Source organism: Paenibacillus sp. LBL, from assembly GCF_029893715.1.
Lineage (GTDB): Bacteria > Bacillota > Bacilli > Paenibacillales > Paenibacillaceae > Paenibacillus_AQ > Paenibacillus_AQ glucanolyticus.
Genome location: NZ_JARXYU010000003.1, coordinates 310,724 through 332,682 on the forward strand (window position 1 = coordinate 310,724; position 21,959 = coordinate 332,682).

General features: G+C 51.0%; 18 protein-coding genes and 1 pseudogene. 9 read left to right on the top strand and 10 right to left on the bottom strand.

What is annotated here, in order from left to right:
- Nucleotides 1-76: 76 nt before the first annotated feature.
- The 7 genes from M2277_RS09770 to M2277_RS09800 form a co-directional block, all read right to left on the bottom strand.
- Complete coding sequence (locus tag M2277_RS09770) at nt 77-1,261, bottom strand: PCYCGC motif-containing (lipo)protein (RefSeq protein ID WP_006207767.1); 1,185 nt, start codon at nt 1,259-1,261, stop codon at nt 77-79.
- Between the two features lie 85 nt (nt 1,262-1,346).
- On the bottom strand, nt 1,347-2,351 hold the full coding sequence (locus tag M2277_RS09775; RefSeq protein ID WP_006207769.1) for a polyprenyl synthetase family protein: 1,005 nt from the start codon (nt 2,349-2,351) through the stop codon (nt 1,347-1,349).
- Nucleotides 2,352-2,385: 34 nt separating this feature from the next.
- Nucleotides 2,386-2,826 carry a hypothetical protein gene (locus tag M2277_RS09780; protein ID WP_006207770.1) on the bottom strand — a complete coding sequence of 147 codons (441 nt, stop codon included), beginning with the start codon at nt 2,824-2,826 and terminating at the stop codon, nt 2,386-2,388.
- Between the two features lie 252 nt (nt 2,827-3,078).
- Nucleotides 3,079-4,953, bottom strand: a complete 1,875-nt coding sequence (locus M2277_RS09785; RefSeq protein ID WP_280754668.1) for an FAD-dependent oxidoreductase — start codon at nt 4,951-4,953, stop codon at nt 3,079-3,081.
- 53 nt (nt 4,954-5,006) lie between these two features.
- Complete coding sequence (locus M2277_RS09790) at nt 5,007-5,915, bottom strand: FMN-binding protein (RefSeq protein WP_006207773.1); 909 nt, start codon at nt 5,913-5,915, stop codon at nt 5,007-5,009.
- Nucleotides 5,916-6,073: 158 nt separating this feature from the next.
- Nucleotides 6,074-7,006: a dihydroorotate dehydrogenase gene (locus tag M2277_RS09795; RefSeq protein WP_006207774.1), complete on the bottom strand. Its 933-nt coding sequence runs from the start codon at nt 7,004-7,006 to the stop codon at nt 6,074-6,076.
- A complete protein-coding gene (locus tag M2277_RS09800; protein ID WP_006207775.1) occupies nt 6,987-7,688 on the bottom strand; it encodes a dihydroorotate dehydrogenase electron transfer subunit in 702 nt (233 codons plus the stop codon). Before M2277_RS09800 ends, M2277_RS09795 begins: the two co-directional genes overlap by 20 nt.
- A 168-nt stretch (nt 7,689-7,856) precedes the next feature.
- Between M2277_RS09800 and M2277_RS09805 the strand changes: the two genes are divergently transcribed.
- From M2277_RS09805 to M2277_RS09845, 9 genes and pseudogenes are all read left to right on the top strand, one after another.
- Entirely contained in the window at nt 7,857-8,393 is a 537-nt protein-coding gene (locus M2277_RS09805) for an NAD(P)H-dependent oxidoreductase (RefSeq protein WP_006207776.1), read from the top strand.
- 456 nt (nt 8,394-8,849) lie between these two features.
- Nucleotides 8,850-9,179 carry a PadR family transcriptional regulator gene (locus tag M2277_RS09810; protein WP_006207777.1) on the top strand — a complete coding sequence of 110 codons (330 nt, stop codon included), beginning with the start codon at nt 8,850-8,852 and terminating at the stop codon, nt 9,177-9,179.
- A gap of 1 nt (nt 9,180) precedes the next feature.
- Nucleotides 9,181-10,503: an FtsW/RodA/SpoVE family cell cycle protein gene (locus tag M2277_RS09815; protein ID WP_006207778.1), complete on the top strand. Its 1,323-nt coding sequence runs from the start codon at nt 9,181-9,183 to the stop codon at nt 10,501-10,503.
- 253 nt (nt 10,504-10,756) lie between these two features.
- Nucleotides 10,757-10,930, top strand: a complete 174-nt coding sequence (locus M2277_RS09820; RefSeq protein WP_280754669.1) for a permease prefix domain 1-containing protein — start codon at nt 10,757-10,759, stop codon at nt 10,928-10,930.
- A gap of 25 nt (nt 10,931-10,955) precedes the next feature.
- Entirely contained in the window at nt 10,956-14,252 is a 3,297-nt protein-coding gene (locus M2277_RS09825; protein WP_280754670.1) for an RHS repeat-associated core domain-containing protein, read from the top strand.
- Nucleotides 14,253-14,269: 17 nt separating this feature from the next.
- Nucleotides 14,270-14,626, top strand: coding sequence for a hypothetical protein (locus tag M2277_RS09830; RefSeq protein ID WP_280754671.1), 357 nt, complete (start codon nt 14,270-14,272; stop codon nt 14,624-14,626).
- A gap of 155 nt (nt 14,627-14,781) precedes the next feature.
- Nucleotides 14,782-15,255: pseudogene (locus tag M2277_RS09835) on the top strand (response regulator transcription factor); the annotation flags it as partial.
- Nucleotides 15,252-16,673, top strand: a complete 1,422-nt coding sequence (locus M2277_RS09840) for a sensor histidine kinase (protein ID WP_280754672.1) — start codon at nt 15,252-15,254, stop codon at nt 16,671-16,673. The pseudogene M2277_RS09835 and the gene M2277_RS09840, both read left to right, overlap by 4 nt.
- Nucleotides 16,674-16,907: 234 nt before the next feature.
- On the top strand, nt 16,908-17,831 hold the full coding sequence (locus M2277_RS09845; protein ID WP_234972769.1) for a metallophosphoesterase: 924 nt from the start codon (nt 16,908-16,910) through the stop codon (nt 17,829-17,831).
- A gap of 117 nt (nt 17,832-17,948) precedes the next feature.
- Here the strand turns inward: M2277_RS09845 and M2277_RS09850 are convergent, their stop codons facing one another.
- The 3 genes from M2277_RS09850 to M2277_RS09860 all read right to left on the bottom strand — a co-directional run bounded on the left by M2277_RS09850 (nt 17,949) and on the right by M2277_RS09860 (nt 21,956).
- Entirely contained in the window at nt 17,949-18,983 is a 1,035-nt protein-coding gene (locus M2277_RS09850) for an ABC transporter ATP-binding protein (protein WP_148248383.1), read from the bottom strand.
- Complete coding sequence (locus tag M2277_RS09855) at nt 18,980-19,993, bottom strand: ABC transporter ATP-binding protein (RefSeq protein WP_036644147.1); 1,014 nt, start codon at nt 19,991-19,993, stop codon at nt 18,980-18,982. The genes M2277_RS09850 and M2277_RS09855 overlap by 4 nt, the downstream gene beginning before the upstream one ends.
- 1,039 nt (nt 19,994-21,032) lie before the next feature.
- Complete coding sequence (locus M2277_RS09860; RefSeq protein WP_076151253.1) at nt 21,033-21,956, bottom strand: ABC transporter permease; 924 nt, start codon at nt 21,954-21,956, stop codon at nt 21,033-21,035.
- Nucleotides 21,957-21,959: the final 3 nt, after the last annotated feature.

Sequence of the window (21,959 nt, forward strand, 5' to 3'; positions counted from 1 at the left end):
AATGGTAATAATACGTATGAATTGGAAGACTGAACGATTATTTTGGTGAGATCATCTTGCAGCCCTGTGCTCCCTATTAATCTAACGGCAAAGGGGTGTCCGTCGGTTCGATCCCCTGATAGGCCTGATCAACGGACTGCCGGATGTCCTTCAGGTCAAGGCCCTGCTGCCTGCCGTCCAGATACATATTCGTGATGTCGAGGCAGGTTTGGCAGAATTTTGCGTGGGTGGTTGGCGTGAGCCGGCCATCGTCTCCCCTGGCATAATAGCAATTGAGATTGCTGCTGTGGCCGGCATCACCGCACCCGCAGAAGCAGGGCATAAAGGCTAAGTGGCTGGCGTGAAGAATCGCCGTATTGTATTCCTTTACACTGGTTATATGGGGAAGGGGCGAAGCCGGGTTCAGCAGATAGTCGCTTTTTCCGTCCGATCGGCCGACCAGATCCTCCGCCTGCAGCACGCTCCCCCGATACGAACCGCTTACCACTTGAACGCCATGTACACCTTCGAACGTATGCAGTGTCAAAGCGATAGCCTGCTCTGCCCGTTGTCCTTCCTCCGAGGCGGCAAAATCACGGAAGGAGGTGGATAATTCAACCACGGTTGTCCCATTCTCGGTTCGGATCTCCACGAAGGTTACGCCTGCTGGAATGGCGCTCTCAAGTTCAGGTGGAAGCAGATCCCCAAGCTGGGTCAGCATCGTCATGGCACTGACCTTGGCATAACGGACAGCGGTATCCGCCTGAACATACTGGGACACGGGCGTGAATAAACCGCTGTGCGGGTCATAGGCATGGAGAGTTACGCTGGGCATGGTGCTGGGAACGGCGGATATAATCGTGCTTTGAGCCGGGCTCACGCGCTCCGGGTCTTCGGCGAGGGTCTCCAGCTCGCGCATAATCCGTTCGCTCGAAATATCTGCCGTCAATCTGCCGACTTCCTCGTCCTGAGCGTTCAGAAACAGGATGGTGGGATGCTGGATGATCCCGTACCGGTTAACGGCTTCCGTATCCTCCGAAATGCTGAAGTACTGGAAGCGGTAGGCAGGGGTTTCTGCTTCCAGCTGTTCCATGGCATCCAGTGCTATGGAACAGCTGCCGCAGCCCTTAAGAGCAAAAACAGCAATGGATTTCACCTGTGTGTCGCCTGCAGCCCCATCGGCAAGGGGAGAGGACTTGAACAGCATGAAACCTCCGGCGACAAGCAGGATCAGGAAGGTGATCAGCGCTGCTCTCCACCTCCATATTTGTTTGTGATTCATGTGCTTGAACATCCTTTCATACCGAACAGGGATGCGCCCGTATTGGACGATCCCTGTTCAAGTTGGAATATATGAGTTCATGTCTTTAGGGCAGAAAATAATGGAGCAAAGCCTGTAAATCACACCGGGCCGGATGATCGGCCAATTCACCGATCATGAGCTGAGCTTGCTCCGCGTAGGAGCGTGCAAGTTCTTCGCTCTGCTCGGTTGCGCTGCTTCCCGCGATGCGGAGTATCACTTCATCCATGTCAGCATCCGCTGAGCCTGGGCCGAGCTGCCTGATCTTCGCTGCAAGGGCAGGTTCGTTCAGGGCATAGATCACGGGCAGCGTAATGTTGCCGTTACGCAGATCGGCGCCTGCGGGTTTGCCGATGGTCTCCTTGGACTGCGTGAAATCGAGCAGGTCATCCCGGATCTGAAACGCCATCCCCAGCGCTTCGCCGAATTGAAAGAGCAATTCAGCGGTTCTGGCATCTGCTTTGGCCGCCTCAGCGCCCGCTTTCAGGCAGTGAGCCATGAGCAGGGCGGTTTTGCAGCGTGTCTTCTCCAAGTACTGCTCCATCGTCAGATCATAGTTAAAGCGGTGATGCAGCTGGTCGTACTCCCCCATACAGAGCTCCGTCACGAGAGCGGCAAGCTCTGCCAAACGGTAAGCATCCTCCTCGGAGACAGCTTCGCTGGCCCCGTCTGATTCCTCGCCCGGATGGCCAGCAGCCCACTCGATCGCACGGGCGATCATGTAGTTGCCAATGTGCACGGCCGTCTGAACATCCGTTGTTTCATGCAGGGTTGGCATGCCGCGCCGCATATCGGATTGATCGATGATGTCATCATGCACCAGTGAAGCCATGTGTAGATATTCAAGCAGCACGGCGGTTTTCATGACGGCGGACTCATGCCCGCTTACCCCGAAACGGCTGCCGAGCATGACCATCAGCGGCCGCAGCCGCTTGCCACCGGAGTTGATGAGATTCACGACGCTCTCCAGCACAACGGATGGAGGGGAGAGGTCACGGTCTGAAATGACCACCTCCCGGAGCAGGCGGTCGAAGGAAGCGAGATCCACTCCTATTTGTTTATGAATATTCATCTGAATAATCGCTCCTTTTTCCCTTAAGGGCTCCTTATGCGCTCCGTTGTTCCAGGTAGCTGCGGATTTCACGTTTCAGCTCGCTCAGCAGGACTTCAGGTGATGCATTCTTCTTCAGCAGGGTCAGCTGCATGCGTTTGTGAAAAGGCAGGAGCCGGGACAGCAGCTTCCACTCCTTCCGTTTGACGGCAATCCGGTACATGAGTCCGGTCAAATAATCGCCGTCGAGCAGCATCCTCGTCAATCTCTCGTTATCCTGTGTTTGCAGCTTGCCGTGCTTGCTGAGCGCGGATTGAATCAGGATGCAGCATGCCAGTACCGTCATTTTGCGGGAATGGGCCAGTTCATAAGCGTCAAGCATATCGGCAATGTCCCTCACCGGCCTGTTATCCATATCTGTCCAATCGATATCCGTTCCGGAATCGATATGCGACCGAAGCATGTCGATTGTATCTTGTAAAAGCTTCATATCCATCGTTGATTGACTCCTTCCGGAAGGCTCGTGTTGATTAGAGAGCGCAGGACGTTCATGTTAATCGTCCGTAACCGCCGGGGACCAGGGCAGAATCCGCGGCGGCATCGCAACGACAAGGGAACGCAACTTACGCTCTGGACACATGCGCGGCTCTGAGGTCTGATCATGGGGTTCCAAATATCGACGCAGAAGCGGCTTATGAGATGAATCAGCCGTGCATGGTGACGGTTATTCTCATAACAGTGAAAGGGATTAGTCCGTGTACACGTACCATCGCCTTACCAGCGGTATTCGTTTCCATACCTTTTTGAGCCAAGGGTACACGTAATAGTCCAGACCCAGCGTGCTGCCCGATCCGCCGATCAAGGCGATCCCTGCTGCGAGGTACCACAGCATTTCGTTAGGTGCCATGCCCGATACCCAGACCATGGCGCCCATAGCAACACTGGCTATGGCTGCAGGAGCCGTGAACAAACCGACAATCAGCAGGATGCCAACGATCAGCTCAGCCAGTACCATCGAGGTCTGAAACACATAAGCAAGCGAAGTATAACCGCCGTCGCCGGTATAGAACATGAGGTCCATCGACCAGTCCACCATCGATTTTATGAAATCCGGCACCGGCAGTGCCGAGACCGCTTCAGCCGTGTAAGCGGAGGCGGCGGACACCGCATCTGCCGCTCCGGCTCCGGCGGCGTCAGCGCCTGCAGCAGAGGCTGCGCTTACGCCGTCGGCTGCTTTGGCCGGAATCAGAAACACTTTATCCGGATCGTCGATAATTTTGTGAATCTTATCCCAGCCTTGGGAGAGCCACATCCATCCGGCAAAAATCCGCAGCGGAACGAGCCAGAAATTCGGCGAACGTTTCGCAAAATGTCCCCCCAGGAAGCTGCGGTTGTTCCGGACATGGAAGAACTCATGCAGCAGGTAATGGTATACCTTGTTGAAGCCGCACACCTGGAACAAATACACCATGTTGATCAGATGTTTGACTGCCATAGCCAGGAAGCCGCTGAGCTTGAACATGTGGCCTGGAACCCCCACATTGGCTACCCCGTAACGGCTGCCGATACAGACCATCGTGCCGTGGAACGTCGGTTTGTAGGACTTCATCGGTTTGTTCAACAGCTCGGCCACGATGTTAAATGCGATGACCGGGGCTGCCAGCTCCGCGTTTTCTACCATCTGCGGGACAGGTGCAGCTGCACCCTCAGGAATGTAGAATATATTGTCGCCTACAACGTACACGTTAGGATGGGCAGGGATTTGCAGCTTGTCGTTGGTCAAAATCCGCTTGCGGCCTTTTTGCTCAACATCCATGCTGCCAACCACGTCCGAGCCTTCGACTCCTGCGGTCCAGATCACCGTACGGGATTTAATGTCGCTGCCGCCGACGGTAACGCCGTCCGCCTTAACCTCTGTAATCTTGGAGCCTGTAATGATGTTGACGTCCATTTTGCGCAGCCGTTTTTCGGCTTTGCGTATTAGCGGCTCGGGCAGGATCGGGAGGATCTTGTCGACCATATCGGCAACATGAAGAGTTACCTCGCTTGGCTCGACATGGAACTCCTTGCAGAGTTCTTTAGTAAACTCAGCCAGCTCACCGATCATCTCAACGCCGGTAAACCCGCCGCCGACCACAACGAAGGTCAGCATTTCTTTGCGAACCTGCGGGTCGCGCTCAAGTACCGCTTTGCGGAACATGTTCAGGGTGTGTTCCTTCAAGCGAACCGCATCATCATAGGACCACAGGGTAAAGGCGTGTTGATCCGCGCCCGGTATGCCGAAGAAGGTCGGCTTGCTGCCTGTTCCGATGACGAGATAGTCGTAGTTATAGGTTTGTTTCTCACCGCGGAGTCTCTGGTTGTCAAAATCGATATCGCCGATCTCATCAAGCACGACATCCACGTTACGGAATCCGGCAAACACTTTTTTGAGATCCACCTTAATGGAATCTTCCTCTACCCGGTTAGCGGCTACTTCATGCAGTTCGGTCAGCAGTGTATGATACGGCTTGCGGTCGATGAGTGTTATCCGCAAATCCTTCTGTTTACGCAGTCGTTTAGCCAGCTTCTTAGCCGTGAGTATGCCGCCATATCCGCCGCCCAGCACGATAATCTGTTTCATGCGAATCTCCCCTCAAGGAATAGTTGTCTTGTTTCTATCGCTCTTGCTGCTTATTAAGCGCCTTCGAGTGCTTTGGCTGCCAGTTCTACGAATCCGTTGACGTGGATGGATACACCGGAAATGGCATCGGTTTTGCCGTCTTCGGCCGTAACGATTGCTTGCGGATCTTGTTTTTCGATCAAGTACTGCTCGGCTTGATAAGCCTGCTCATGCCATTCAGACTGAGCGCCGCCTTTCTTCATGCCGTACTCCCCGGATTTGGAACGGGTCACTTTGTCGGTACCGCCGTCTTTGTGAATACCATTCCAGCTAACGGCTGCGATCTTGCCATTGATGACAGTTACGTCAACGGTTTCCTTCCAGCCGGAGTTGGCATCGAAGTCAGCCGCTTCCGCATGGTAGCTGCCGTCTTTGTATGGTCCTGCTTCGACAGGTCCTGCCGCGAGGGCTTTTGCTGCCAGTTCGGTAAATCCGTTGACGTGGATGGATACCCCGGAAACGGCATCCGTGCGGCCTTCATCGTTCAAGGTCAAGCCATCGACAGACTGCTGAGCCACGAGGTATTCCTCCATTTTGGCTGCCTGCTCATGCCATTCCGCTTGAGCGCCGCCTTTTTCCTTCATGCCATAGAAACCCTTCTCGGAAAAAGTCTTTTTGTCCAAGCCGCCGTCCTTGTGAAGTCCGTTCCAGTTGGCGCTGACGATTTTTCCGTCTTCGACTTGAATGGCTACGAGCTCCTTCCAGCCGGAATCTTCGGCAAACTCGCCTTCAGCGTAATACAAGCCGTCTTGCAGGGCTGTTCCTTCTTGTGCCGGTTGCTCCGTAGTTCCGCCATTATCCGTGTTTTGGCTCTCTGCCGGTTTGTCCGTGGTGGCAGGCTCTTGGTCTCCGTTGCCCCCGCAGCCAACGAGCAGCGCAAACATTAACATAATGGAGAGGGATAGAGAGAGTGTCCTTTTCATTCTGGTTTCCTCCTATAATTTTGTGAATTACTTCACAATTGTTGTTCTTGAGTTCATTTTATTCTTAAAAAGAATAGTTATCGGTGAAAAAAATCACAAATAGCAATGATGCTCCGGGTGTGGGACCACTTGAATGACTCCAGATGAGGGCTATTAGACTAGATGATGCCTCGAATATCATCCAGCGAAGGGATCCCTTCACGATCCATCAGCTGAATCAGCTCTTCAGCCAGGGTATCGCCGGCTCGCAGGTTGATGAAGTTGAAGGTGCCGATCTGCACGGCTGCCGCACCTGCCATGATGAATTCGAGGATGTCCTCGGCACAGCTGATTCCGCCGATCCCAACGAGGGGGATGGATACGGATCGGGCTACCTGATGAACCATGCGAAGTGCAATCGGTTTAATCGCCGGCCCCGATAATCCGGCATAAGCCCTGTCAAATACGCTTCGCCGTTCCCGGATATCAATCGCCATCGCTTGAATCGTATTGATAAGGGAAAGCCCGTCAGCGCCTTCGGCTTCGCACATTCGTGCCATTTCCTTCAAATCCCGTGCTCCGGGAGAGAGCTTGACGAGCAGAGGCAGCGCAGTAGCTCTGCGGACAGCCCGGACCACCTCTTGTGCCTGTTCGTTCTCAACGCCGAAGGCAAGTCCGCCTTCCTTGATGTTGGGGCAGGAGATGTTAAGCTCGATCATATCGATGGCACGCTTGCCTGCTGCCTGTAGCTTGAGGCTGGCTTCCGTAAGCAGCTCGGCGCCCTCCGTATATTCACGTAAGGTACCGCCGCCAAGATTGACGATGACCGCGGTCCCATGCGAGGCCATTTCGGATAATTCCGAATCCAGAAAAGCCCGGATCCCCGGATTCTCAAGGCCAATGCTGTTCATGATGCCGGATGGCGTTTCATAGAGCCGCGTACCTGTATTGCCGGGGCGAGGATTCAAGGTCAGTCCCTTGGAAACGATGCCTCCGAGCTTGCGAAGCGGATACAGATCCGCATACGGTTTGCCAAATCCGAAGGTGCCTGATGCCGCCAGTATCGGATTCGACAGCGGCACGCCTGCCAGTTCACAATCGATGGAGATCATTCCAATTCACCTCCTTCGCCGGGAAGACAGGACCATCGGTGCATACTTTGCGGCTTGCGCCAGCGGAGGTTAACGTGCAGCTGTTGCATGCCCCGATGCCGCAGCCCATTCGCTTCTCGATGGAGACGTGAAGCTCGGCGTGGGTGCCCTCCACTTTTTTGGCCAGAGCTTGCAGCATGGCAACCGGTCCGCATGCGAATATCTTGTCATAGCGGCTTGGGTCCACTGCATCAACAATGGTGCCTCCGGATTTGACGGTGACATTGCGGCTGATCTCGTGGAATCCGGTGACTCCGAAAGGGACGCTGGTGTATCCCAGATATACGCTGGCATCAGGTATTTCCTTAGCTGCCAGCAGCAGTGGGGCAACGCCAATGCCGCCTCCTACCAGTGCCGTCCGGCCTTGGGGCTCAGGAAATCCTTGCCCGAAAGGCCCCTCCAGTTGAATCTTGTCACCCGCTTGAAGCGCCGATAGCAGCCATGTGCCTGTTCCATGCACGCGATACAAGAAGGAAACGGAGTCCTCCGTCAGGTTATGAACGCTGATCGGGCGTGACAATACGGGATACGTATCCCAGCATCGAAGCATGAAGAACTGTCCCATTCGTGCCGAATAGCTGCCTTGAACGGTTAGTCGATGGATGCGATGAGCCAGTTTGACATTTTGAATAACAAGGGCCACGTTCTCATTCTCCTCCCTTGGCGTACTTTATTTTCGCCCGCAATGTTCCTTGCTACAGTATCACAGACGGATAACGCTACCTGTGACATTTCTCATATTCGGGCGTCGGTCGGGATTGATACCTTTTGTATACATAACACTAGACCTAGAAAAGGGTGGGGATCCTACATGAGAACACTGGTAATCGTTGCGCATCCGAGTCTGCAAACGGGATCACGGATCAATCGGGAACTAACCGAGACGGTGAGATCTATGGAAAATGTGACGGTGCATGACCTGTATCAACAGTATCCGGATGGATGCATCGATATCGCGGCAGAGCAGCAATTGCTGCTTCGGCATGACCGAATCGTGTTTCAATTTCCCTTCTGGTGGTACAGCTCACCGCCCCTTCTGAAGCATTGGTTCGACCAGGTGCTGACTTTCGGATGGGCGTATGGTCCGGGCGGCGACAAGCTTCGGGGGAAAGAGTGGGGCATGGCCGTTACGACCGGCGGAGCCGCTGAGGCGTACAGCAGCGGGGGATACAACCGTTATACGGTGGAGGAGCTGACACGGCCGTATGAAGTGACGGCCAGTCTGGTAGGCGCGGCGTACTTGCCGGTATTTACCGTCCATAATGCCATGCAGCTGACGGATGAAGAGCTGCGACGTCATACGGAGGATTTTGCCCAGCATGTAACAAATGTGGTGCGGTCCCGATAAGGAAGGTACACAAAAAGCGTGCGGATTCCTGCGTAGCGGATCTTTACGGTTTTACGAAGAGCGAAGAAGGCCAAATCGTCGTTTCCCATACTCGAAACTACGGCCTATTGAGGTTCCGTGGCCGTTTGGATAGGAAGAAATGAAGAGCTGTTTAATTAATCGATGGAATAGCTGTTTGAATAATTGAAAACTGTTGGAATAGCCGGACAGCTGAAGCTTCCGGGCTATTCGCTGTGGAGTCATACAGCGTGCGGAAGGAGAGGCTTTACTGGAGCTGCTGTGATTCTATTTTAGCGTAGGGCACAGATGCGCAGGCACGAATCATTTGTGATCGGCAAGGACATGGAGCATCTAATTACTTGAGAAGTTACCGTTGCAATATGGGGAAGCTTATTTTATACTCGTATACATAGATTTACGATACATAGATTATCTAGGTATTGGAGTGATAAGAGAATGAGCATTAACAAAGAGCTGCTTAAGGGCAGCACCGTCATTTTATTGCTTACCGTGCTGAACAAGCGGGAAATGTACGGTTATGAGCTGATCAAGGAGATCGAGCAAAGCTCGGACGGGGTATTCCTGATGAAGGAAGGCACGTTATATCCGATTCTGCACACGCTTGAAGCGGAAGGGTGGCTTGAATCCTCTTGGAGTCAGCATGATGGCCGAAAGCGTAAATATTACCGGCTTACCGAGCTTGGGAAGGACCAGCTCCGTGAGAAGACCAAGGAATGGGTCAGGTTCCGCACGGCGGTGGACACCGTGATCGGGGAGGGCGGTTAGCATGCGACCGATCGAAGAATACAAGGTGGTGCAAGATTTTCTGGGCCGCGTGTGCAGGCAGGTGCGTGCCAGAGCCATGCATCCGGAAATCCGCGAAGAGCTGCTCGGGCATATTGAGGAGCGTACGGAGCTGCTGATGCTGGAGGGGAATGCCGAAGGGCCTGCGGTGGAGGATGCGGTAAAACAGATGGGGGTCCCGGAGGATATCGGCAAGAGCCTGCATCTGGCCCATCGGCCTCAGATGGATTGGAAGCTGCTGGTCCTGCTGGCCCTGCTCTCGATTATTGGACTGTTCGGCGCGCTGAGCGTGGACTATGCCGGTACGGAACACGTCACAGATATATTCGCAAGAAAAGCCGTGTTTCTGAGTATAGGATTCATCCTTCTCATCGCCCTCTATTTCCTGGATTACAGAAAGCTTAAAAAATATTCAGGGTTTTTATTTTTCATCACGCTGTGCCTCATGGCGATGACGGAATTTTTCGGCTCAAATGTGAATGGGGCAAACCTATATCTTCACTTCGGGCCTATTGTGATTCCCATGCTGGGAACGGTTTCCGTCTTCCTTCTCCTATTTGCTGCGGCAGGCATGAAGCCTGCTAGCCAATGGGGACCATGGGAGGGGGTATTTCACATCCTGTATCGGGGTGTGCTGCCTATCGTGCTGTACAGTCTGAGTGGATCCATGGTGTATATGTTCATCTACTTGCTGGCGTTCCTGGTACTGACTTGGACTACCAAAAAGAATAGTAAACAATTTGCAGTATTGACCCTGCTGCCGTTTGCTGGATTGGCGGTTGTCCTGTTTACAAAAAGGAATTATCTCATGTGGAGACTGGAGGGGGTTGCAGATCGAGAAGGAGCCGGGGACTACTTCATGCGGACCATCGCCGATGCCGTTTCTTCTGCCGGCTGGTTTGGTCAAGGTTTTGCAACGCCGAATCCGGGGATCCCGTACGTTTATAGCGACTCCATATATCCCTATCTGATCTATTGCTTCGGCTGGATGTTTGGCATTGTGGTCGGGATGGTCGTTCTTTTGTTCCTCGCCAGAATGTGGAGCATATCCAATGTACTTCACGATTCCTACGGGAAAAATATCGTGACCGGTGTCATTGTCGTGTTGGGCCTGCGCCTGCTCATGCCGATCATTATGGGACTTGGCGTGGTACCGGTTGTGAGTCTGGATTTTCCATTCATCTCTTATGGCGGCACAAACAACATCCTGGACCTCGCTGCGGTCGGTATGCTTCTCTCCATCTACAGACGGAAGAACATGATTCCAAGCGAAGCGGGGGATGCGCCTTCTGTGAAGGCGGCGTAATTGCAATGCTGATGTAGCAAAACTTATGTTATATCGAACAGGTTTATCGTACAACTTCTACTGTTTTAACCCATCATGATTAGATAACTCTTTTCGAAGTTTAGGGAGAGTTATCTTTTTTTTAATTAACTATTGTAAAAATATTCATCATTTAGCTAATGTAACCTGCCTATATATGCAAGATTATTATGGCGTGATGTCATTAAACTTCTGGAAGCTAATGCTGAATTATATTCTGTCAAGGAGGAACCACATGCGGCAAATGGAGGAGTATCAGATTGTTCGGCAATTTTTGGACCGTGTGTGCAAACAAGTTCGCACAAGACAAATGCATATAGAGATTCGGGAGGAACTGCTCAGTCATATCGAAGATCGGGTCGAGTTTTTGATGCGGGAGGGGAATACGGAAGAACAAGCGACATATTGATCACAATACAAGTCCACAGTTTTATTTGGATCAATTGACGACAAGTGCGGAAGGGACTGAAAATAAGACCAGTTACAGTTATTCCAAAAATGTTGGCAGTCGCAGTTATCCCGTATCAATGCCAACCTCCGAGGTAACGACAAACAACCGAAATAACGACACATTAACGGTTACAAAACAGTATGATGACTATGGGAACGTCTTGCAGGCTACGAACGAACGGGGGGCAACGATAACTAACACGTATGATAGTTCTCGTCATTGGTTGATGCAATCAATAGAACGTGTTGCGTCAGGCGTAGATCTGCATACAACGTATACCCGAAATTCACAAGGTGATATTACAGAACTCATTGTTCGCCAAGGTCATGGAACCGGGCAAGTTGTGAGACATATCCAATTTGGTTATGACAGCTACGGGAACGTAACTACCGAAACGATAATTCAAGGCGATAAGAGGAGTACCGTCACCACGGATTATCCTGCTGACCACCAATTTTCCTTCCCGACACGGCAGAGGATACCTGTTAAAGATGCGGATGGGAACGTTTCAGAAGTTTCCGTGTCGTCCACGTATGATCAAACGACGGGAAACATAACGTCATCTACGGATGCACGACAACAAACGACGGTTTACCGCTATGATGTGCTTGGCCGCGTGATAGGCGTCACCTACCCAGACCATCACACACTTGTAGCGAAATATGATGACATCAATAACACAGTGACCGTAACAAATGAACTTGGACAGAAGACGAGAACACAATGGAATGCACTCGGATGGAAGTTGGAGGAAGGGATTCTCACCGATAAGGGAGTCGAGACAAAGTCCAGAACCGGTTATGACCCTTATGGCCGAACGGTATGGTCCGAAGATGCTCTCGGGCAACGTACGCAAACCAACTACGACAGTTGGGGGCGTCAGACTATAACGGTTTCTGCTAATGCAACCCAAACGCTGACCCAGTATGATGATGCGAATCGGATCCAATCGACTCGGGATGCAGAAGGTAATGTGCATCGAGAATACTACGATATTTACGGCCAGATGGTAAAGTCGGAGGAACAGACGGTTAAGGATCAAACGGGTCGTTTGATCGTACAGCAAAGTATGGATCCAATCAGCGGCCAAGTTTTGAAGCAAACGGATGCGAAAGGAAATGTCACTCAATTCGGCTACACTTCCTTGGGACAACTGAAATACGTGCGGGATGCACTAAATAATACGACGGAGTATAAGTACGATCTCAATGGGAACTTGGTTACCGTAATAGATTCAAATGGTAGAGAGACACATAAGGGCTATGATGAACTCAACCGGGTCACACTTACCCGTGATAAGGCCGGTCAACAAGAAAGGTTGTACTATGATGGAAATGGTAATCTGGTCCGAAAGGTCGATCGTAGCGGACATACCATGAGTTATCGGTATGATGACCGAGATCGGTTAATTGAGCGAGTCAGCCAGGATGAAACCATTCAGTATACCTATGATGCGGCCGGTAAACGTATTTCCATGTCCGATCCAACAGGAGTTACCCGTTATGAATATGATCCAGCCCAAGGCTTCTTGACACGACTGCAGTATCCAGATGGGCAGGAACTCCGCATAGCATATGATGCTAACGGTAATCGAACGGAAGCCATTGGTCCTTTTGGTGGTAAGAGATTTCTTAGATACGATGCGATGGATCGTCTAACCTCTATGGGCACATCCAATGGAGTTGAGGAATTCAAGTACACATACTACGCCAACGGTTTGCATAATGAATATACCGCAAATGGCAATGTGACAACGAAACATCGGTTCAATGGTACAAAGCTGACCGAGAAGGAACAAGTTCGAGGTCAGCAACTGATCAGTCGCTATCAATATGAGTATGATGCCAATAATAACATCCAGAATCGTACTCAAAATGATGTTGTAGATACATTTGCTTATGATCCGTTAGATCGGATAAAGGAATCCAGTGTATTTAACGAGGCATATACCTATGATAAGCTAGGAAACCGTCTAACCCTGCGTTCGGAACAATCGCTTGATACGCCGCCAATGAATAATACATTTGACGCTCAAGATCGGTTGGTCCAGGTGACCACCGAAGATAAGTCCGTGCAATATATGTATAACGGTGACGGGCTTTTGGTCGAACGAGTCGAGAATGGAGTTCGAAGCCGCTACTATTATGACGGCAGTCAGATCATAGCGGAAGCAGAGATAGTGAATGGACAGCCTATTCATAAAGCAACCTATATCCGAGGAAACGAGCTGGAAGCAATTGATTATGCAGATGGTTCAAGAGCGTATGTATTATCTAACGGACACGGAGATATTACCGAGCTGCAGAATGGATCTGGCCAAACGCTCAACAGATACTCTTATGATCTGTGGGGCAACATTCTTTCGCAGCAAGAGCAAGTGCACAATCCTTTCAGGTATTCTGGGGAGTACTGGGATGACACTACTAAATTGCAGTATTTAAGAGCCCGGTGGTATGATCCAAGTGTAGGTCGGTTTCTGAATGAGGATCCCTACAAAGGAGATATAGCCAATCCTCTAAGTCAGAATTTATATACCTATGTTCATAATAATCCTTTAATTTATATTGATCCTAGTGGAAATACAAAGGATAGTTTTGGCGCTGCATTAACGATGCCAAAAAATCCTCAGGAAGCTACTAAGCTATTATCTTACGCTCAAAATAACTGGTGGGTGGCTCAAAATAATATAGATTTAATTCGTTCAGGCAAAAGTACAGGCTTATTATGTAAGGATTGTAATAAAGTTTCGACGTGGAAAGATTACCAGAAGAGCATGGAGGCTTATGCAAATAGAATTAGAGGAACTGTTTCAATAGGTGTAAGCTCATATATTAAAGGGGAAGCATCAGCTTCGCTGCTTGCAGGTGGTAAGATAGGCATTGAACTTAAAGGCAATGTTATAAAAATCTATGCTGCAGTAGGACCAAATGGACAAATAGGTGCTTCTGGAGCTGTTACAGCAGGTTTATCTGTCACATCTGATACTAATAATAGGATGTCTTCGAAAACTACTAATGTTGGAGCATCAGGAGGAGTTATTTTTGTCGGTGAAGCATCTCTGAAGTCGGATTCTAAGTACATTGAGATGAGTGTTGGAGGAGGTGCTGGAGTTTCAGCTCAAGTTATGTTAATCCCGATTGATGCCTCGTTAGAAAAAGAATATTATGTTGAATTTGATGTTCCATTTAACTTAGGTAAAGAGGTTCTATTATATCCTCATTACGTTGGAGCACCTAACGCAGAAGAGTGGATGAATATGTTGAATGGCAATGGGTGGTAATTGCTTAGTAAGAGGTGATGAACATAAATAAAAAAATTAAAGTTTTTATAATAATCGTAATAGGATTTGTTGTTTTTGTATCAATAACCTTAATAGCATCTTTGTTGGTTTTGGATAACAAACATAAAGCAGAAATTACAAGAGTAATAAATGAAAAAAAAGGAGTGATAACTGAAATTGAGAAAGTAGATAGTGACTTGTCACCTTTTAAGAATGAAAGCAATAGAAATAATATTATTTATAAGGTGACTTATGAAGTAGAGGGAAACTCGAAAGTAGCGTGGTATAGAGGGGTCAAAACAGTTAACAACATTCATGACCAGAGCCCTGGACCATACGGCAATGGTTTCGGGGAACGATGGATATTTGAATAATCAGGAGTGCACCTCCTAATAAGTAGAGAAGACAGCGGGAGTTTTCCTTATCAATTTGGGAAGGCTCCATTTTTTTCTTTTCATCTTAATGGTGTAAGATTTCCTAATAAAATACCCCCTCTAGGTGACAAGAAAAGCGGAGGTACCTGACGCGGAGCGGGATTGAAGTATGCAGAACCATTAAACAGCTTGGCCATACGAAAGTTCTGCTGTTAACCGCTAAAGGCGAGGCGGACGATGAGTTTGCGGCTTTGCAGTCCGGTGCGGATGATTATGTACGGAAGCCGTTTGATCCTCGTATTTTGCTGCTGCGCGCCAAGAAACTGCTGCATTTGAACGCCAAGGTCGTGATCGGGAACGTGACCGTGGATTTGGAGGAGCAGCGGATTTACCGCGGGGAACAGGACGTGATGGCTACGCATAAAGAGTTCGAACTCATGAAATATTTTCTGGCGAACAAAGGCCGGATTCTGTCGAGAAAAATGCTGCTGGATCACGTATGGGGCTTTGATTATTTTGGCGATGAGCGCACCGTGGATACCCACATCCGGCGGCTTAGGGAAAAGATCGGCGAGTCATGCATTCAGACCCACCGCGGGATGGGATACAGTCTGGATGATAGCCTATGAGCAAATTAAGCAAAAAGCTGATCATCCGCATTACGCTGGTGCTCTCCGCCGTATTCATCGTGTCTCTTGCCTTAAATACGTATTTTCTCCCGAAATACGTGTTATACCAACAGAAGCAGAAGCTCGCGGAAGTGAGCTCCCATGTGCTGTCGATGGAAAAGAAGCGGCTCTTGGAGGAAATAGCGGAGCTGGAGCAGACCTACCGGGTTACGATCGTTTATGCGGATCTGGCGGAGAGCGAAGATCAGTTGAATGACCGCCTCAAGACGCGGCTGAATGAGAAGCGGATTACGCTCAGCCGCTTTTGGCTGACTACGGACAACATCGATACCTTGCGGGAAGGCGGAAGGGTTAACAAAATATACGACCAACCCAAATTAAAATCGAACTTCCTCGTCAATTTTTTGCCAATGGAAGGGAATGTTGTTGCCGTTGGAGAGTCCATTCCGTATACGTCTGACACCATCTCGATGGTTAATCAGTTTAATGTGTATATTTGGAGCGGGGCCCTGGTGGTGCTGATCCTGCTGTCCGTGCTGTTTACGACGCGAATCGTCAAGCCGCTGGCGAAGCTGAATGAAACCGCCGAATCGATTTCCAACCTGACCTTTACAAAAGCGGACATTCGCACTGGTGATGAGGTGGAGGAGCTGGCCGAGCGGATTAACTCAATGAGTACCAAGCTGGAGAGTGCCCATGTGACACTTGAGGGGAAGAATGAGGAGCTGCGCAGGTTTATTGCCGATATTTCACATGAGCTGAGGACACCGTTAGCCTTGATCAAGGCGTATGCGACAGGCATTCAGGATGGACTTGACGACGGAACCTATACCGAAATTATACGAAAAAAAACCGATGACATGACGGAGATGGTTGATCGTCTCCTGTTATTCTCCAAGCTGCAGGTCGAGCCGTATACGCATGCTCCTGTTGAGATTCGTCAGCTGCTAACCGGGATATTGGATACGTACCGCTTATCCTTTGAACAGCAGGGTTTAAGCGTGCAGTTCGAGGATTTGCTGCCGCCAGAGGGCGGCATGGTGATGGCCGACGAGGCCAAGCTGGCCTCGGTGTTTCACAATCTGCTGACAAATGCCATGAAGTATACCGCGGATGAAACCATCCGGGTTAGGGCAGAGCGCAGGGCGGGTGTTTTTCATTTCGAAATTACCAACGCAGTAGGACCGTCTGCAAGATCTCCAGTCGATTGGGATCACGTATGGGAGCCGTTTTATGTGATGGAATCCTCGCGCAGCAAGTTATACAGCGGCACGGGCCTAGGCCTGTCGATTGTACGGACGATTCTGGAGAAGCATCATGCCATCTATGGGGTCCGTCCTGACGCAGATGAGGTGACCTTCTATTTTTCCCTGCCGTTCATGGATCATCATAGCGATCCTGAAATCGTTCGTTCGTGAGGAGGATCGATTAGAGCCAATGCATCAGCCGTGAGGCTGTTGTATTGGCTTTTTTTGCTGCTGTCACATTGATGTAACACAGGGGACCTAAGATGTAGTCATCACCGAGAGAAAGGGATGACACCCATGATTCATAAACTGCCGAGTCTGCTGCTGAGCCTGTTTTTCCTGCTAGTGGTGCTGCTGCTGTATGTGGGGCACCGAGTTCTGGGATAAAGAGAGGAAGAGGCTGATATGAGAATGCTGGATCACGACGGAGTGCAGGCAAAAGCTGCTGCAGCGGGAATGGGCAAATCACCTCGCCCACTCCGTGTCATCGTTTGGATTGTAATCGGAATGCTCCTGCTGACTGCCGGGACTTATTATTATGCTACGCAAATAGAACCGAGCCGACTGACGGTGACCCATCATACGGTGGAATCGCCGAACCTGTCGCAATCTTTTCATGGGATCAAAATCGCCCAGTTCAGTGATACTCATCTTGGCGAAAGCTATTCGAACCGCCAGCTGCGCCAACTCGTTCAGCGATTGAATCGGGAGAAGCCGGATTTGGTCGTATTTACGGGCGACTTATTTGATTCGGTATGGCGAAGTCCGGCGAGCATCAAGGAAGTACCGGATATTCTGTCCGAGATCGAGGCGCCGCTAGGCAAATTCGCCGTTTATGGCAATCACGACCGCGGTGGCGGGGGGAGCCGCGTGTACCAGGAATATATGAAAAAGGCAGGGTTCCGCGTGCTTGTCAACGATACGGCAAACTTAACGCTCGGCAGCGGAGAGACGATGACCGTTGCGGGCCTGGACGATTATCTTCTGGGTCGGCCGGACGCTGAAGGTACACTATCCGACCTGAGCGAAGATCACTTCAATATGCTGCTTGTGCATGAGCCTGACGTAGCGGATCGCTTGCTTGGGTATCCGATTGACCTGATTCTGTCTGGTCACAGCCATGGCGGTCAAGTGAATGTGCCTGTGCTGGGAGCATGGATCAGGACTTCGCTGGCGGACAAGTATATAAGCGGGATGTATGACATACCCGGCTCAGAGCGGGAAGCACGGTTATATGTGAACCGGGGCATCGGCACAACACGCTTTAAAATCAGGCTGGGCAATCCGCCGGAAATTTCGGTATTTACGCTTCATTCCGGGGCCGGTTAATAGCTAAAAAAAGCGAGATGATGGTTCTCTCGCTTTTTTCGTGGCGCATTTATCGTGTGGTTGTCTCGGAAGCCATTGCAAGTATGCCCTGGGCCACGCGCATCCTGTACACTTCCGTCATTCGGTCCGAAGTGGTGAACAGGGCTGCGCCATTCCCAGCGTACCGGCGGCAATCTCCTCGATATAGTGGCAGGCTGCTTGATGGCCGCCGTTCTGCTGAATCACCTCCCGAAGCGCTGGGGCTTCGGATCTGCATAGGTCCCTGGCATACATGCAGCGAGTGTGGAACCGGCAGCCGTCAGGCGGATTGATTGGGGATGGAACATCCCCTTTCAGGATGATTCGTTCCTTCTTGCGCTCGGGATCCAGCGTCGGGATGGCGGATAGCAGGGCGCGGGTGTAGGGGTGCTGCGGCTGCTGGAAGAGCGCGCGCTTATCCGCGATTTCCACAATTTTTCCCAGGTACATCACGATGATCCGGTCGGAGATATGGCGTACAACCCCGAGATCATGGGAGATGAACAGGTAGGTGAGCTTGAACTCGGTTTGCAGCGATTTCATCAGATTGAGTACCTGTGCCTGGATCGAGACGTCGAGCGCTGAGACTGCTTCATCGCTGATGATCAGCCTGGGATTCACGGACAGGGCACGGGCGATCCCGATCCGCTGTCGCTGCCCGCCGCTGAATTCATGGGGATAACGATTGGCTTGATAAGAAGCCAGCCCGACGGTCTCCAGAAGTTCGATGGAACGGGACCGGCGGTCCTTCTTCGGCACGACATTCTGAATGTCCATCGCTTCTTCCAGTACCTGCAGCGCGGTTTTTCTGGGATTCAGCGACGCGTAGGGATCTTGAAAAATCATCTGCAAGTCTTTGCGCCTTCGGGTCATCTGCGTTTTATTCAGGGAGAGCAGATCCGTCCCTTCGAACAGCACCTCGCCGGAGGTCGGTTCATCCAGCCTTAGGATGGCCCGGCCTGTGGTGGATTTGCCGCAGCCGGATTCGCCCACGATACTGACGGTTTCCCCCTCATGCACAGAGAACGAAATGTCATCCACGGCCTTTACGACATTGACGGTGCGGCCAAGGACGCCGCCCTTGATCGGGAAATACTGCTTGAGATTCTTGACGGTTAACAGCTCTTTGCTCATGGGAGAACGTTCACCTCGCTTTCGGTCTGCCATTGATCCGTGTATATCCAGCACCTTACCTGCTGATGGTCATCCAGTGCCTGGAGGTCAGGCAGCTTGTCATAGCACAGCTGGGCGGCGTGCGGACAGCGCGGCGCAAACCGGCAGCCATCCTGCGGATCATAAGGGCTTGGGACGGAGCCTTTAATCGGCTCAAGCGTTTCTTTATCGACATCATGCCGCGGCAGCGAGTTCATCAGGCCGACGGTGTAGGGGTGCTTCGGGTGCTTGAACAGGGTCCGCACATCGGTATATTCCACTACTTTTCCGCAGTACATGACCGCTACGTCATCACAGGTTTCGGCTACAATGCCCAGATCATGTGTGATAAAAATAATCGACATTTGCAGCTTCTGCTGCAGTTCCTTCATCAGCTCCAGTATTTGAGCCTGGATGGTCACGTCAAGCGCCGTGGTCGGCTCGTCTGCGATCAGCAGATCGGGGTTGCAGGCCAGCGCCATGGCAATCATGACACGTTGGCGCATACCGCCGGACAGCTGGAAGGGATACTGGCGCACTCTTTTTTCCGGGGAGGGAATGCCCACCAGCCGTAACATGTCGACGGCTTTGTCCATGGCTTGTTTTTTGCTCAGATTCTCATGAATCTGATACGCCTCTGCAATCTGATCGCCAACGGTGAAGACCGGATTGAGCGAGGTCATCGGCTCCTGGAAGATCATCGAGATTTGGTTGCCCCTTAATTTGCGCATCTGCCGGTCCGATTTATCGAGCAGATTCTCTCCGTTATATAGGATTTGTCCTCCAACGATTCGTCCCGGATGAAGGATCAGCCGCAGGATGGACAAGGACAATATGCTTTTGCCTGAGCCGGATTCGCCAACGATCCCGAGTGTCTTCCCCTTACGTACGCTCAGGCTGATATCATCCACCGCTTTTACTTCTCCCAGGTCGGTGAAAAAAGAGGTCTGCAGGTTCTTGATCGTAAGCAGATTTGATGCGTGCTGTTCCATCTTCATCATGGGCTAAGCTCCCTTCGCTTTTAATTGATCTAACGGTATTTGCGATGTTGGCTCGGAGCGGCACGATGTTGGGCTACTCATGAGCATATGTCCCAAAGTCCCGAAACAAAATAATTTCAGTAAATGTGCTCCATTAGGCTAATGAGGGTTTGGTATCTAATGTAGGTGTGCAAAAAGCTCCCAAATAGCTCAGATTGTCTCAATTAGGGGTAGCTTTCGGACCGTGGTTCCGCTATTGTTGGTTTTTAGCCATTTAGTAGCAGTACGAGGACACCAGATCCGCTATTGCAAAATATTCCGGGATTAATCCACGGTTTTGAGTAGATTAACGGATCGTGTGTCCGCAAGGGCTCGAGAATAGGTCGATTCTGAGCAAATAGCGGATCGTGTGTCCGCAGGAAATCAAGAACAGGCTCGCTCCTCGGATCGTGTGTCCGGTGTTGGATTAAATGCCCCAAAGTTCCAAAACAACTAATTCAACTAACCAGGGGTGTATGTTCCAAAGTCCCGAAACAGTACGATGTTGGGCTACTCATGAGTATATGTCCCGAAGTCCCGAAACAAAGTAATTTCAGTAAATGCGGCTCCTTCGTTAGGTTAATGAGGATTTGGTATCTAATGTTGGTGTGCAAAAGTCTTCCCAATAGCTCAGTTTGTCTCAATTAGGGGTAGCTGTGGACCGTGGTTCCGCTATTTGTTGGTTTTTAGCCATTTAGTAGCAGTACGAGGACACCAGATCCGCTATTGCGAGATATTCCGGGATTAATCCGTGGTTTTGAGTAGATTAACGGATCGTGTGTCCGCAAGGGCTTGAGAATAGGTCGATTCTCGGCAAATAACGGATCGTGTGTCCGCAAGGGCTTGAGAATAGGTCGATTCAGAGCAAATAGCAGATCATGCGTCTGCGCAGCACCCCAGAAACAGGCCATTCCTCAGCAAACAGCGGATACTATGTCCGCACAGCACCTGGAAATAGATCAAGTCCGGCAGACAGTGAGTAGGGGGTCAATTGGAATCCTAACCAGATCAATCAATCGAAATCGATGCGCTTGTTGAAGTATCGGTAGGATATGTCCACGAGCAGATTGACAAGCACGAACATGACCGAGAGCACCAGTACCGTGGCCTGCACAACGGGGAAATCCCTCGCCCTGATCGAGTCGATCACATAGCGTCCCATGCCGTTCACGGCAAAGACGGACTCGGTCAGCACCGCCCCGCCGAGCAGGCCTCCAAATTCGAGGCCGATGACCGTAATGACGGGAATCATGGCATTTTTCAAGGCATGCCGGTAGACAATGATGCGCTCCCGGACACCCTTGGCACGGGCGGTGCGGATGTAATCCTGACCGATAACCTCCAGCATGCTGGAGCGGGTCATTCTGGCGATAATCGCAGCGCCGCCTGTCCCGAGCGTGATCACGGGAAGGACCGTCTGCGACCAGGTGCCCCAGCCGGAAGGGCGGAACCAGCCCAAATCTACGGCAAAATACTGAATCAACATGAGCCCCAGCCAGAAGTTCGGCATCGACAGCCCGAACAGGGCGATGAACATGACGCCGATGTCGGCAGGCGAGCTTTTTTTAACGGCGGAGATGATGCCTGCCAGAATGCCAAGAAATACGGCCAGGATCGTACTGTAGATGGCCAGCTCGACGGTGACCCAGAACCGGCTTTTGAATATTTCATCGGCGATGGGACGGTTGCTGCGGATTGAATCGCCGAGATCTCCTTGCAGCAAACCGCTGACATAGTTCCAATACTGCAGTGGCAGCGGTTCGTTCAATCCCAGATTTTCGCGGATTTTCTCAACCTGCTCTTTAGGTGCCCCTTCCCCAATAATGACCTGCGCCGCATCCCCCGGGATGAGGTGCATCAGCAGAAAGACAACAATGGTGACGCCAATGACGACAGGTATCGTCTGAATAAGCCTTCGAATGGAATAGATGAGCATGGC